11 protein-coding genes and 1 riboswitch are annotated in these 14,084 nt (G+C 68.1%); of the genes, 5 read left to right on the plus strand and 6 right to left on the minus strand.

Annotated elements, in window-relative coordinates; all coding sequences use genetic code 11:
• The first annotated feature begins 100 nt into the window (after window positions 1–100).
• Window positions 101–1,495: a threonine synthase gene (thrC, locus tag ACORJG_RS12345; protein WP_427789403.1), complete on the plus strand. Its 1,395-nt coding sequence runs from the start codon at window positions 101–103 to the stop codon at window positions 1,493–1,495.
• 23 nt (window positions 1,496–1,518) lie between these two features.
• On the opposite strand, the gene ACORJG_RS12350 is transcribed toward thrC, so the two are convergent.
• The 3 genes from ACORJG_RS12350 to ACORJG_RS12360 all read right to left on the minus strand — a co-directional run bounded on the left by ACORJG_RS12350 (window position 1,519) and on the right by ACORJG_RS12360 (window position 4,837).
• The gene (locus ACORJG_RS12350) at window positions 1,519–1,986 is read right to left on the minus strand and encodes a hypothetical protein (protein ID WP_427789405.1); all 468 of its coding nucleotides are present in this window, start codon (window positions 1,984–1,986) and stop codon (window positions 1,519–1,521) included.
• A gap of 148 nt (window positions 1,987–2,134) precedes the next feature.
• The gene (locus ACORJG_RS12355) at window positions 2,135–3,097 is read right to left on the minus strand and encodes a homoserine kinase (RefSeq protein ID WP_427789407.1); all 963 of its coding nucleotides are present in this window, start codon (window positions 3,095–3,097) and stop codon (window positions 2,135–2,137) included.
• A 3-nt stretch (window positions 3,098–3,100) separates the two neighbouring features.
• Window positions 3,101–4,837 carry a homoserine dehydrogenase gene (locus ACORJG_RS12360; protein ID WP_427789409.1) on the minus strand — a complete coding sequence of 579 codons (1,737 nt, stop codon included), beginning with the start codon at window positions 4,835–4,837 and terminating at the stop codon, window positions 3,101–3,103.
• Window positions 4,838–5,282: 445 nt separating this feature from the next.
• A riboswitch (SAM riboswitch) is annotated at window positions 5,283–5,409 on the plus strand.
• Window positions 5,410–5,487: 78 nt separating this feature from the next.
• On the opposite strand from ACORJG_RS12360, the gene metX reads away from it, so the two are divergent.
• Both metX and metB read left to right on the plus strand, forming a co-directional pair.
• Window positions 5,488–6,585 (plus strand): homoserine O-succinyltransferase MetX, encoded by a 1,098-nt coding sequence (gene metX, locus ACORJG_RS12365; RefSeq protein WP_427789411.1) that lies wholly within the window; start codon window positions 5,488–5,490, stop codon window positions 6,583–6,585.
• Window positions 6,582–7,760: a cystathionine gamma-synthase gene (gene metB, locus ACORJG_RS12370; protein ID WP_427789413.1), complete on the plus strand. Its 1,179-nt coding sequence runs from the start codon at window positions 6,582–6,584 to the stop codon at window positions 7,758–7,760. Before metX ends, metB begins: the two co-directional genes overlap by 4 nt.
• Window positions 7,761–8,107: 347 nt before the next feature.
• On the opposite strand, the gene ACORJG_RS12375 is transcribed toward metB, so the two are convergent.
• The 3 genes from ACORJG_RS12375 to dusA form a co-directional block, all read right to left on the minus strand.
• Window positions 8,108–9,931: a methyl-accepting chemotaxis protein gene (locus tag ACORJG_RS12375; RefSeq protein WP_427789415.1), complete on the minus strand. Its 1,824-nt coding sequence runs from the start codon at window positions 9,929–9,931 to the stop codon at window positions 8,108–8,110.
• Window positions 9,932–10,025: 94 nt separating this feature from the next.
• Complete coding sequence (locus ACORJG_RS12380; RefSeq protein ID WP_427789417.1) at window positions 10,026–10,847, minus strand: sulfite exporter TauE/SafE family protein; 822 nt, start codon at window positions 10,845–10,847, stop codon at window positions 10,026–10,028.
• Window positions 10,848–10,916: 69 nt separating this feature from the next.
• A complete protein-coding gene (gene dusA / locus ACORJG_RS12385; protein WP_427789419.1) occupies window positions 10,917–11,927 on the minus strand; it encodes a tRNA dihydrouridine(20/20a) synthase DusA in 1,011 nt (336 codons plus the stop codon).
• Between the two features lie 477 nt (window positions 11,928–12,404).
• Here dusA and ACORJG_RS12390 point away from each other — a divergent pair, with 477 nt between their 5' ends.
• Window positions 12,405–12,926, plus strand: a complete 522-nt coding sequence (locus tag ACORJG_RS12390) for a sigma-70 family RNA polymerase sigma factor (RefSeq protein ID WP_427789421.1) — start codon at window positions 12,405–12,407, stop codon at window positions 12,924–12,926.
• A gap of 127 nt (window positions 12,927–13,053) precedes the next feature.
• On the plus strand, window positions 13,054–14,073 hold the full coding sequence (locus ACORJG_RS12395; protein ID WP_427789423.1) for a FecR family protein: 1,020 nt from the start codon (window positions 13,054–13,056) through the stop codon (window positions 14,071–14,073).
• Window positions 14,074–14,084: the final 11 nt, after the last annotated feature.

A 14,084-nucleotide genomic window follows, 5' to 3' on the forward strand; every position in this document is an offset into this window, starting at 1 on the left:
GCCGATCCGGGCGAGGCTTTTGCGTGAAAAGCCGGTTTCGACTTCGCACACGCAAAATAATCATGACGAAACACAGGACAGAGGCTAGAAACGACCCGCTATGCCAGCCTCACCTGATCAATATCTCTCGACGCGCGGCGACGCCGCTCCGACCCGCTTCAGCGACGCCCTGCTGCGCGGCATTGCGCCCGACGGCGGCCTCTATATGCCGCAGGCGTGGCCGACTCTGCCGGGCGACGCCGCACGCCCCGGCCGCAGCTACGCCGAACTGGCCAAGGCGGCGATGGCGCCCTTCATCGGCGACGCCCTGCCTGCAGGCGCGCTTGACCGCGCGCTGAAGCGTCTGACCAGGGGCTTCGACCATCCGCTGGTGACGCCTCTGGTCGAGCTGGAGCCGGGCCTGTTCGTGCTCGAACTGTTCCACGGTCCGACGGCGGCGTTCAAGGATCTGGCCATGCAGCTGGTGGCCGCCCTGTCGGACGAGGCGCTGGCCGCGACGGGCGAGACCCTGACTCTGCTGACCGCCACCAGCGGCGACACCGGCGCCGCCGCCGTGCGCGCCTTTGCGGGCGCCGAACGCATCAGGCTGATCGTCCTGCACCCGCTGGACCGCGTCTCGCCGGTGCAGCGCAAGCAGATGACGACGGTCGAGGCCGACAACGTCCTGAACCTGGCCGTGCGCGGCGACTTCGACGACTGCCAGCGTCTGGTGAAGGGGCTGCTGGCCGAAGAATCCCTGCGTGAACAGGGCCGCCTGTCCTCGGTCAACTCGATCAACTGGGGCCGTCTGGCGGGCCAGATTCCCTATTACGTCTCGGCCACGGCCCAGTTGGGCCAGGCGGCGACCTTCGTGGTGCCGACCGGCAATTTCGGCGACGCCTTCGCCGGCATCGCCGCCCGCAGGATGGGCCTGCCCGCCGCCGGTTTCGTCGCCGCCGTCAACCAGAACGACGCCCTGGCGCGCGCCATCAACGACGGCGTCTACGCCCGTCGCCCGGCGGTCGAGAGCGGCAGCGTGTCGATGGACGTGCAGGCGCCGTCCAACTTTGAACGTCTGGTGTTCGAGGCCTCCGGCCGCAACGCCGAGGCGACCCGCGCCGTCTTCGAGACCTTCGCGCGCGAAGGGTCCGTTACCCTGCCTGCCGACCTGCTGGCGGCCCTGCGCGCCGAGGTGTCGGCCGTCTCGGTCGACGAGGCGACCACCAAGGCCGAGATCGCCCACGCCCACGCCGCCTGGGGCCGCATCGTCTGCCCGCACACGGCCGTGGCGCTGGCCGCCGCGCGTCGTCTGGACCGCAACGGGGCGCCGATCGTCGCCCTGTCCACCGCCCACCCGTCCAAGTTCGGCGCCTTCGTCTCGGACGTCATCGGCGTCGAGCCGGAACCGGCCCCCGTCATCCGCGCTCTGGGCGACCGCCCCGAGAGACTGACGGTGATCGAGAACACGCCCGAGGCGGCGCTGGCGGCGGTGAAGGGGTTTGCGAAGGCGGGCTGACGCCCGCCCTCACCTGCCTAAACTCAGCGGTCGCCGGTCGAGCGCATGATGGCGGCCCGCATCCCCTCGGCGTGCAATGCGCCCGACGGGGCGATCCCTTCATTGGGCGTGTCCGCCGGGCCGGTGTTGGCGGTCCGGTTCTCCGGGATGCCGTCGTGGGTTTCCTCGGCCTTGCGCGCGACGGCGGCCTTCAGATTGCGGGTCGCAGAGGTCGATCCACGACGACGCTTCTGTTCCTCGACCGCGCGTTCGATCGCCTCGGCCAGTTGCGCCTTCTTTTCACGCGCGCCCGCGTCAACGTTCGCCTGCCCCTCGCGATTGGCTTGGCGGGTGCGGGTGCGGATCAGGCGCTGGGCGCGATCGCGCCGCTCGCGCAGGCGCCGCAGCAGGTCGGTCAGTTGGGCGTCGGTCAGGTGGGACGCCGAACGGCTCATCTCGACCCATTCCGCCTCGTTACGATCCAGAGCGCGGTTCTTGTCGGCTGCGGTCATGCTCATCCTCCATTCTGGCACCTTAAGGGAGCGCATGAGCCGCCAAGCTTGTTCCCGCTTGCGACGCCGTGTCCGCCTATCCGGGCAAGGAAAAGGCGGCTCCTTCGCGTGAAGAAGCCGCCTTGATCTTAACCGGGTTCAACCTTGCTCAGGCCGGTTCCGCCGCCTTCCAGTAGTCCAGCCGCCGGAAGAAGGGCGCCGGGTCCTTGGGCGTGACCAGATTGGCCGGGTCGTGGAACAGCCGGTCATGCAGGCGAGTCAGGGTGAAGCGCACCGCCGCCGCCGCGCCCAGTTCCGGCAGGGCCTTGCGCTCGGCGCCCGACAGGGGGCGCACCGACTCATAGCCCTTCTGGAAGGCGCGCAGGGCCGAGGGCATGGGCCGCCCCTCGGCGTCGAAGCCCCAGGCGCTGAGCGCGATGGCCAGATCATAGGCCAGCACGTCGACGCAGGCGAAGTAGAAGTCGATCACCCCGCCCACATCCGTCGCCCCATGCTCGTTCGTCGCGAACAGGACGTTGTCGGGGAAGTAGTCGGCGTGGATCGGACCGCGCGGCAACGACGGGTCGCTCCACGGCCGGGCCAGGTCGGGCAGCAGGCGCTGCATCTGCTCCAGCATCCGGCGATCCTCGCCCGCGGCGACCGTATCGCAGCGCGCTGCCAGATCGGCCCAGGCGCGCGGCCCGACCGGGTTCTCGCGCACGCCGTCATAGTCGGCGGCGTCCAGATGCAGCAGGGCCAGCACCTGACCGGCGCGATACTGATCCTTGTCCGTCGGCTGACGCTTCCAGGCGCCGGGCGTCCACTCGACGATGGCGGCGGCGCGGTCGTTCAGACGACCGATCACCTGACCTTCACGATCCGCCACCGGCGCGGGCGTCGGAAAGCCCTGCGCCGCCAGCCGCCCGGTCAGGCCGAGGCAGAACGGCAGGGCCGAGGCCTCGGTCCGCCCCTCGAACAGGGTCAGGACATAGGCGCCCTGCTCTGTCACCAGACGATAGTTGGTGTTCTCGACCCCCTCGGCTATCGGGGTCAGTTCGACCAACCCGCCGAGAGGGTAGCGCATGAGGTAATCGTCGGCCTGTTGCGGCGTGACGGGCGTGAAGACGGCCATAGACTAGACAAGCTCCGCAGCGGCGCGTCGGGCGCGCATGACATCGGCGACATCGGCCAGCACGCTCTCGGTCGTGGCCCAGCGCCCGGCGCCGCGCCCCTTGCACGTCCACACCCGGCCGTCCTGACCATAGACCTTCAAGGCGTTGCGCTCTCCGTTCAGCGACAGGAAGAGCGCGTCTTCCAGTTCGCCGTCAAGACGCACGTAAGGGTCCAGTTCGCCGTCGCGCTCGAAACAGGCGCCGATCTGGCGCACCGGCTTGTCGCCCAGCGCCGTTTCCGCCGACAGAACATCGCGCGGCAGGTCGTCGGGCGAACGGCCGAACGCCTCGAAAGACAACAGCTTGACCTTGGCGGCGGCGTCGAAGCCTTCCAGATCGGACGAGGGGTCTTCCTCGGCGAAGCCTGCGGCGCGGGCGTCGGCCAGGGCGTCGGAGAAGGTCGCCCCCTCGCCCAGACGCTGCAGCATGAAGTTGACCGTGCCGTTCAGCACCGCCTCGAAACCGGCGACCGGGCCAGCGGCGCGGGCGGCGCGCAGCGTCTCGATCATCGGCGAGCCGCCGCCGACCGAGGCCGACCAAGCGACGCGGCAGCCGTTGGCGTCGGCCAGGGCCTGCAGCCCCTTGGGATCGCGGGCCACGGCCTGTTTGTTGGCGCTGACCACGTCGCAGCCCGTCTCCAGCGCGCGGCGGATCAGGGCATGGCCCGCCTCGCCCTCGGACAGGGCCTCCAGCACCAGATCGGGCTTCTTGGCCAGCAGGGCCTCGACGTCATTGGTGAACAGTTCCGCAGGCGCCAGGACATCACGCTTTTTCAACGGGTTGCGCACCAGCACCCCGACCACTTCAAAGCGGCCGTCCGGCAGTAGACGGCTGAGCAGACCGCCGCCGACGACGCCGCAACCGGCCACAACGACCTTCAGCGGCGCCTCGGCCTGAACCGGGCCGGGAGGGGCGCCGCGTTCGCCGACGATCGTGCCCTCGGCGCGGCCCAGAGCGGCGACTTCGATGTCGACGCCGCGCGCCTCGGCCAGATCAATCGCGTCATGCTGGACCAGCGCGCCGCCGACCTGACGCGCCGTGTCCCAGCTGGCGCGGCGATAGCGCAGCGGCGTGCCCGTTTCCGAGGCCGGATCGCGATCGTAGAGGCCGTCGACGTCCTTCACCAGACGCACCCGGTTCAGGCCCAGTTCGGCGGCCAGCACCACCGCCGTCAGGTCCGATCCGCCTCGTCCCAGCAGGGCCACCCGGCCATTCGGGCGCACAGCGCCGAAGCCCGGCACCACCACCACCTCATGCTCGGCCAGCGCCTGATGCAGACGCTCGCCCTTCACGCCGACCGGACGGGCGTGCTGGGCCGGACCTTCCGCCACAATGCCCAGTTCGCGCACCGACAGGCCGATGGCGTCCAGCCCCACCCGGTCGCAGGCGACGGCGACCAGAGCCGCGGCCTTTTCCTCGCCCAGCACGACATAGGCGGGCAGCAATTCGTTCTCGTGATCCAGACCCAGGCTGCGGGCGTCCGCCAGCAGTTGATCCGTCTGTCCGGCCAGGGCCGAAACTACCGCCACAACCTTACGGCCGGCGCGGACGTGGCCGTAGATTTCGCTGGCCACCGCCGGCGCCTGGGCTGCGTCGCGCAGGACCGAAGAGCCGAACTTCAGCACCACGACATCGGCGCCGGGCGCAACGGCGGCGGCGGGTTTCTGTTGATCGGCGACGAGGGCGAGAGAGGCGGACATGAGCGGTTTTCCGAAGGCTGGGATCAGGGAGGATTTGAAAGAAGGTCGGTCGGGCTCGGGCCAATAAAAAACCCGCCCGGGGGTCCGGGCGGGTGATCGGTTTTCTGCGTTTTCTCGCCTAGACGGCGCGCATCATCCGGTCCCCGCCCGCAAGGGCATGGTGGTGGTGGTACCGGTGGTGGTAATCACGGACGCGAAGAGACCCGTCGCCGAGGCGGCGATCGTCGTCATCTTCGTGCTGGCGAGGCGGTAAGGCACAGGCGGCGTCCGGTTGAAATCGTGCCTTAAGGTGAGGCAAGGCCCCGCACCGCGTCAAGCCCGGTCGAAAGATTTTTTCGCACGACCGCCCAGAAGCGCCGTTTTAGCCATCCGTTTCAGCCACACCTGGCCGAACGGGGTAAAATTTTTCGCTTGACCGGCGCCTTTCGCAACCGCACCGTAAGCTCACTCATCAAGACCGGCTGAGGGATTAGGCCCTTTGACGCCGGGGCAACCATCGGGTTCCGCCCGAAACGGTGCCAACTCCTGCGGGGTTCTTCGGGCTTGCCTGAATGGACCGCGAGAGATGGGTGGAGCGTCGACAAGGCGACGCGCCACAGGTCTGTCACTGCATGGGTTTCGCCGGTGAGCCGAACCTTTGAGTGAAGCGAATGACCCTGGCCCTGATTCCCACCGACACCCCCGAAGAGCCTTCCTGTAAGGCCTCCGCCGCCGCACCTGCGCCCAAGGGCGGCGTCAAGGCGGCGCGCCGTCCGTCCGAACTGCTGCAGCGCGACGGCGCCCATGACGTCGCGGTTCTGATCCCCGACGACTTCGAGCTGGATTTCGGCGGGACCCTGACCCAGAAACAGGTCATCGGCCGCCTGCACGGCAAGGCCAACGCCCCGCTGATCGTGGTCGCAGGCGGCATCTCCGCCGACCGCTATGTCCACCGCACCGAGACGAAGGGGCTGGGCTGGTGGTCCGGCGCCGTGGGCGTGCGCGCGCCGATCGACCTGACCCGCTTCCGCGTTCTGGCCTTTGATTTCGCACCGGAATTCGGCGACGGCGTCACCGAACCCAAGGCCCCGCTGACCATCACCACCCAGGATCAGGCCCGCCTGCTGGCCCTGCTGCTGGACCATCTGGGCGTCGAGAAGGTCGCCGCCTTCATCGGCTGTTCCTACGGCGGCATGATCGCCCTGGCCTTCGGCGAGATCTTCCCCGACTGGGCCGAGCAGTTGGTGGTCGTATCCGCCGCCCATCGTCCGCACCCGCTGGCCACGGCATGGCGCGGCATCCAGCGCCGCATCCTGCAACTGGGCCTTGAGACCGGCCGCATCGATCAGGCCGTCGGTCTGGCGCGCGAGCTGGCCATGACCACCTATCGCACTCAGGAAGAGTTCGGCGACCGCTTCGATTCCGAAGCCCCCAGCCATGCGGGCCAGGCCTATCCGGTGTGCGACTACCTGACCGCGCGCGGCCGGGCCTATCGCGACCGCACCACCCCTTCGCGCTGGCTCAGTCTGTCGGACTCCATCGACCGCCACCGCGTCGAGCCCGAGGCCATCAGCGCCCCCGTCACCCTGATCGGTTTCACCACCGACCGCCTGTGCCCGATCGAAGACATGAGAGAGCTGGCCGACCGCCTGCCCAACCTCTGGCGCTTTGAACAACACGCCTCCGTCTACGGCCACGACGCCTTCCTGAAGGAAGACAGACTGGTCGCCGACATCCTGACCTCCGTACTGAAGGACATCGACCAATGAGCCGCGCCCGTCCCGCCGATCCCCGCACCATCGCCGCCCGCTCGGGCGTCGATACGGATACGGCTCACGGCGCGGTCATGCCGGCGCTGTATCTGTCGTCCAACTATTCCTTCGCCGCCTTCGGCCAGCCGCGCAGATACGACTATTCGCGCTCGGGCAATCCGACCCGCGACGTGCTGGCCGAGACGCTGGCCGAGCTGGAAGGCGGCGCGGGCGCCGTCATCACCGCCACCGGCATGGCGGCGGTCGACCTGCCCCTGTCGCTGCTGGAGCCCGGCGACCTGTTGATCGCGCCGCATGACTGTTACGGCGGCACCCATCGCCTGCTGACCGCCCGCGCGAAAAAGGGCCATTTCCGCGTCGCCTTCGTCGATCAGAACGACAGCGCGGCGCTGGACGTCGCCCTGGCCGACGGGTGCAGGCTGGTGCTGGTCGAAACGCCGTCCAACCCCCTGCTGCGCGTCACCGACATCGCCGATGTCTGTCGCCGCGCCCATGCCGTGGGGGCCAAGGTGGTGTGCGACAACACCTTCCTGTCGCCGGCCCTGCAACGACCGCTGGAACTGGGCGCGGACATCGTGGTCCACTCGACCACCAAATACATCAACGGCCATTCCGACGTGGTCGGCGGCGCCGTAGTCGCGGCCGATCCGGCCGATCATGAAAAGCTGGCCTGGTGGGCCAACTGCCTGGGCGTCACCGGCTCGCCGTTCGACGCCTATCAGACCCTGCGCGGCCTGCGGACCCTGTTCACCCGCATCGAGCGGCAGCAGGCGACGGCGGGCGCCGTGGCCGCGGCGCTGGAACAGCACCCGGCAGTCAAGGCCGTTCACTATCCGGGCCTGACCAGCCACCCCGGCCATGTGCTGGCGTCGCGCCAACAGTCGGGTCCGGGCGCCATGCTCAGCTTTGAACTGGACGGCGGGACCGAGGCGGTCTGTCAGGTGATCGAACGTCTGGAGCTGTTTACGCTGGCCGAGTCGCTGGGCGGCGTCGAAAGCCTGATCGCCCACCCGGCCACCATGACCCACGCCGCCATGACGCCCGAAGCCCGCGCGACGGCAGGCATCACCGACGGCCTGCTGCGCCTGTCGGTCGGTCTGGAGCATCAGGACGACATTCTGGCCGAACTGATTCAGGCGCTGGATGCGGTGACGCTGAAGGCCGCGGCCTGATCCAGACGCGCGCCTCTCCCTCCCCGTCCCGGGGAGGGTGGCTGAGCCTGCAAGGCGAAGCCGGGTGGGGGCGGCTGGGCGATGGCGCGCGTCTTCTATGATGCGTGCGCCTTCCATCTCGCCGTCATTCTCGGGCTTGACCCGAGAATCCAGCAAACACGACGGGGCCACATCCGCCCTCACGACGGGTCAAGCGTGGCGGGGCTGGATTCTCGGGTCAAGCCCGAGAATGACGGCGGGGGTGCGGCGGGTGTGCGGTCTGAGGGCGCCCAGGATCACCTCGTCCTCCCCACCCGGTCGCTTCGCGACCACCCTCCCCGGGACGGGGAGGGAGAAGGTCGGCGCGCTTAGGCCACCGCCCGCGCCAAGGCCTCCATCCGCCCGCGCGCGTCCAGATCCCGCACATCGTCCAGCGCGAACTGCCCCATCATCCGGTCCATCTCCGCCGCATCGGACGCCAGAGCATGGCTGGCGGCGGTCGATTGTTCGACCATGGCCGCATTCTGTTGCGTGACCTGATCCATCTGGTTCACGGCGATATTGACCTGTTGCAGGCCGCTTGACTGCTCCTGCGACGACGCGGCGATCTCTTCGGCGATCAGGGTCAGGCGTTCGATCTGACCAGCGATCCGCTCCAGCGCCTGTCCGGTGTCCCCGACCAGAGCCACGCCCGCCCCGACCTGACGACTAGACTCCGAAATCAAGGTCTTGATCTCCTTGGCCGCAGAGGCCGAGCGCTGGGCCAGCGCCCGCACCTCGGACGCCACCACGGCGAAGCCGCGCCCGGCGTCGCCCGCGCGCGCCGCCTCGACGCCTGCATTCAACGCCAGCAGATTGGTCTGGAAGGCGATCTCGTCGATCACGCCGATGATGGCGCCGATCTGGTTGGAAGACTGCTCGATGGCGCCCATGGCGGCGATGGCGCGGCCGACCACGGCCTGCCCCTCCACCGCTTCGGACCGGGCGCCGCGCACCACGCCGCCCGCCTCGATGGCGCCCTCTGCCGAACGCGCCACGGTGGCGGTGATCTGCTCCAGCGCCGCCGCCGTCTCTTCCAGACTGGCGGCCTGCTGTTCGGTGCGACGCGACAGGTCGTCGGAGGCTTGGCTGATCTCGCGCGCGCTGGCTCCGATGGCGGCCGCGCGTTCGACGATGACCCGCATCACGCCCTGCAGCCGGTCCATCGCCGCGTTGAAGTCAGTGCGCAGGGCTTCATATTCCGGCGCGAACGGGTCGTTAAGCCGGAAGGCCAGCTGGCCGCCCGACAGGCGCTCCAAGCCCTTGGCCACGCCGTCGACCACACGGGCCTGCTGGCGGGCGGCCTCGGCGTCGCGTTCAGCCTGCGCCTGACGGTCGGCCTCGGCCGCCAGACGGATGGTTTCGGCGTCGGCTTCCAGCCGCACCTTCTCCTCGGCGTTCTGTTTGAAGGTCAGGACGGCGTCGGCCATGCGGCCGATCTCGTCGCGACGGCCGACCGCAGGGATGGCGATATTCAGATCACCGTCGGCCAGACGGCCCATGGCGCGGGTCATGGCTTCGACCGGACGGCTGAGGGCGCCGATCAGCCACAGGGCCGCCGCCATGGCGATGCCAAGCGCCAGCACTCCGCCAATGGCGAAGGCGACATAGGCCTGCGTGAAGGCCGAGGCCTTGGCCGCCGCACGGGCCGAGGCCTGCGCCCCTTCCCTGTCGCGGATCGAGCCGACCGCAGCGCGGATATCCGTCAGGCGCGCGGCCGACGCCAGTTGCGCCAGCGCGACCTCATGCGTCGCCGGATCGCGGGCCAGCGCCATGATGTCGTCGGCGCTCTTTTCATAGGCGGCCGAGGCGGCGATCAGCGCCTTCTGCTCGGCCGCATAGGCGCCCTCGGCGTCCGAGGCGGCCAGATCGGCCAGGCGCGCCTTCACGTCGGCGCCGCCCTGATTGAAGGCCTCGATGAAGACGGGGTCGCGGCTGGCGACATAGCCGCGCATGGCGTTCTGCTGTTCGACGGCGGCGGCCAGAAGGCGGTCGGACGCCTTCATCACTTCGCGTGAGGTCATGTCCGCCGCATCGGCGCGCTGAAGCGAGGCCACGCACCACAGCACGATCAGCGTCGCCGCCCCGCACGCCGCGATCACCGCCAGAAAGGACAGGATCAGCTTCTTCGGGACAGACAGGTTCTGCAGCATGGTCAAGACTCAGGGAGGGGGTCCGACCTCCTCTTAAGCCGGCCTTCTTCGCCAAAGTGTTAGCGCCTTAACAATGGCGCCGATTTATTCGCGATCACAGCGCCTTCAGCACCACCGTCATGGCTGTGACCAGCAGATAGACGGCGAAGGCCCGGCGCAGCAGCTTGCGATCCAGCCGGTGCGCCAGTCGCGCGCCATAGGGCGCCGTCAGCGCCGTCAGCAGGCCCATGATCACCGCCGCCGGCACATTGACATAACCCAGCGACAGCGGCGGCCGCCCCGGCGCGTCCCATCCGAACACCGCAAAGCCCAGCGCCGCCGCCGCGCCGATGGCCAGCCCGAAACCCGAAGCCGTCGCCACCGCCTGATGGATCGGACGCCCGCACAGGGTCATGGTCATGCCGCCCAGACTGCCGCCGCCCACGCCCATCATGGCCGATAACAGACCGATCCCCGTGCCGACGCCGCGCCGCCCCCAGCCTGTCGGCAGGTCTTTGCGCAAGGTGAAATGCTCAGGCATCAGCCCCATCTGCGCCGCCACCAGCAACAGGCAGAAGCCATAGACCACAGCCAGCCCCTCCATGGAGGTAAAGCCCGCGACCGCCGCCCCGACCACACCGCCGAACGCCACCCACGGCGTCCAGGTCTTCAGCACCGTTTCGTCCACCGCCCCATGCGCGCGGTGCGTGGCCAGCGACCTGAGCGAAGTGGCGACAATGGTCAGCAGAGAGGTGCCGATGGCGACGTGCAGATTGCTTTCACCACCCACGCCCAGCACCGAAAAAGCATAGAAGAGCGCAGGCACCAGCACCGTCCCGCCGCCGACGCCGAACAGGCCGCCGATCACCCCGGCAATGGCCCCAGCCCCCGCAAGGGCGACAAGCATCAGGGCGAGTTCAGACAGGGGCAGGGTCATGCCCACAGGCTTAACCGTCCTACCGCCCTCCGTCAGCCCTTTCCTCCCATGACATGGACAGGAGAAGCGCTACGCCGCCTTGCGGGCCTCGGCCTCGCGCACGGCCTCGACCGCGCGATCCACGACCTCAAGCCCAGCGCCCGGCTTGACGCCCTCGACGGTCAGGATGCGTCGGAAGGCGCGCGCGCCCGCCCGGCCGTGCATCAGGCCCAGCATGTGCCGGGTCATGCCGGCCAGATTGGCCCCTTCCTCCAGCCGCGCAGCCATATAGGGGCGGTAACGCTCCAGCGCCTCGAATACGTCCACGTCCGGCGTCGCCTCGCCGAAAATCCGGCGGTCCACCTGCCCCATCAGGGCGGGCTCATGATAGGCGGCGCGGCCCAGCATGACGCCGTCCAACTGCACCCCGTCATCGGCCCTCAGATGCGCCTCAGCCTGATCCAGATCGCCGATCCCGCCGTTGATGCAGATGGTGAGATGCGGCCGCTCGCGCTTCAGACGGCGCACCAGCGCATAGTCCAGCGGCGGCACGTCACGGTTCTCCTTCGGCGACAAGCCTTTCAGCCACGCCTTGCGCGCATGGACGATGAAACTGTCGATCCCTACCGCCGCCGAGGCGTCGACCGTGGCGAACAGGCTGACCTCGGGATCCTGATCGTCGACGCCAATGCGGCATTTGACGGTGGCGGGGACGCTGACCGCCTCCCTGATCGCCGCCATGCAGTCGGCCACCAGTTCCGGCTCGCGCATCAGACAGGCGCCGAATCGGCCCGACTGCACCCGGTCCGAGGGGCAGCCGACGTTCAGATTGATCTCGTCATAGCCATAGGCCTCGCCGATCTTCGCCGCCTCGGCCAGTTGCGCCGGGTCCGACCCGCCCAGCTGCAACGCCACCGGATGCTCGACCGCGTCAAAGCCCAGCAGGCGATCCCGGTCGCCGTGGATCACCGCCGGGGCCGTCACCATCTCCGTATAGAGCAGGGCGCGCATGCTCAGCGCACGATGAAACGCCCGACAATTGCGGTCAGTCCAGTCCATCATCGGGGCCACGGACAGCCTATGAGATTGATTTATTGGCATTTCAGCAGGATCGAAAAGTTGGAAGGCGGCGTGTGCACTCGAATTGCGGCGTGTTGCGACGTTTTTTCCGGGTTTTCGACACCTCAGCGCACACAGAACGCACACGAAATGGCGACGTACTCGAAACTCCCGTCATGAACGTGGAGGGTCCAGGTGAGACGGAAAGGCCGCTATATAAGCGAGACCTTCCTCAAAGGCGATGACGCCCGCCGGTGGGCGACTGAAGCTGAGGGACGGATCAAGCGCGGCAAGGTCTCTGCGCCCTCGTTAAAGTCTCGTCAGACCGTCCCTCATGAAACATTCATTCGGGTCGCGGCCGAAAAATCTCGCGAGAAAAGCGCAATGACCAAACCAAGCCAGCCAGGATGGCGGCGCAAGGCGCGAACGCCATTGCGCCTCGCAGGTCGATAAGATATCAGTTGCGAGCCATTCGCATTATAGTCGAATGAGCATTTCACATGTCGCCCTTGGGCGCTGATGCGTAAGGCACTCCGGGTGGGGCAGTCCAAACTGCAATGCGAACAGTCCCCGGAACAGCGCCGCAGCCTTATCCGCTATGCGAAACGGATCACGGGAGACTGGGACCATGCCGAAGATGTGGTGCAGGAAGCCTATCTGCGTCTGAGCGAAATGGGCAGGAAGCAGGATCTGGTCCGCCCGGGCGGGTATCTTGCGCGGATAGTCCGCAATCTGGCCATTGATCAGCTGTGGCGCTCACGCCGCGATGGCGAAGTTTTCGTCTCCGACGGACAGGCGCGGCTGGATGATCTGGCGGCTGGGCAGCCGACGCCGGAGCAGGTCGTTCTGGCCCGCAACGAGTTCGCCCGGCTGGAAGCCGCCCTTTCCGAATTGCCCGAACGGATGCGGATCGCCGTCGAAATGCACAGGTTCGGGGGAGCGAAACTGCGTGAAATCGCTGTAGAACTGGAGGTGTCCGTCACGGTCGCCCACGAGCTGGTCGTGGCCGGTGTGGCGCATTGCCGGTCCCGGTTGCGCTGAACCATCATGCGGCGCAGGGGAAATATCCGAAAAAAACGCATGCCCGAGCGTCTTTATTCCATGACGACCGTGCTGTTCAGCGCCCAAGCGGGCGCCAACCGTCCGCGCGGGAAAGAGGAGGCATGAAATGATCGAAGTTTATGACTCCGACCGGGAACGCGCGGACGCCGAAGCTCTGGACTGGATCATCGCCCTGCAGGAAGCGCCGGACGATGAAGCCCTGCACGGCCGCTTCCGCCGATGGCGCGCCGCCGCGGCGACGAACGCAGCGGCGTGGGATGAAAGCGCCCGCGTCTATGCAGCAATCGGCGAGACGACGCCGGTTCATGCCAGGCGTTGGAGAGGGCAGAACGAATGCCGCCGATCCAGCCCTTCGGTTGCGATGTGCGCTGCACGCAGGAATCGGGCTGCACGCGGCGCGAGGCCCGTCCGGAAGAGGGTAACGGCGGCCCTGGCCGCCGCCGCCGTCGTCCTCGCCCTTGTTACTGTGCCGAAAGCGACGCTGCGCTGGCAGGCGGATGTGATCACTGGCGCGGGCGAGTTGCATGCCATGACATTGGCGGACGGCAGTCATGTCAGCCTTCGGCCCGGATCGGCCATCCGCATCGACTATTCGGCGAACGAGCGACGCATCAAACTGCTGCACGGGCAGGCGTGGTTCGATGTTCAGCACGATGCGCGGCCCTTTCGTGTTGCGGCGCGCAATGTCGAGACGACCGATATAGGCACGGCCTTCGAGGTTGGGATGAGCGACTCCGCCGTCACGGTTGCTGTCGGGCACGGTGTCGTCCGCGTTGACGATGCGCGGACAGGCGGCGTCATTTCGGAGCGGCTCGTCGCCGGGCAGAAGGCGTCCATCGATGCGGCGGGAAAGGTCCGGCGCGAGAACGCTCCGCCCGAACTGATCGGCGTATGGCGCGACGGCCGGCTTGCTGTTCAGGATCAACCGGTGCGTGAAGTCGTCGAGGCGTTGCGCCCCTGGCATCGCGGCGTGATCCTGGTACAGCCGGGTGCGTTGGCCCAGCGGCGCGTCACGGGCCTGTATGATCTGCACGATGCGGCGGGAGCCATGACGGCCCTGACCAAGGCCCATGGCGGCCGCGTGACCCGCATCACGCCCTGGCTGTTGATCCTGTCGGACGACTGAGCGACGGAGGC

This window comes from Brevundimonas diminuta, from assembly GCF_050310045.1.
Lineage (GTDB): Bacteria > Pseudomonadota > Alphaproteobacteria > Caulobacterales > Caulobacteraceae > Brevundimonas > Brevundimonas diminuta_F.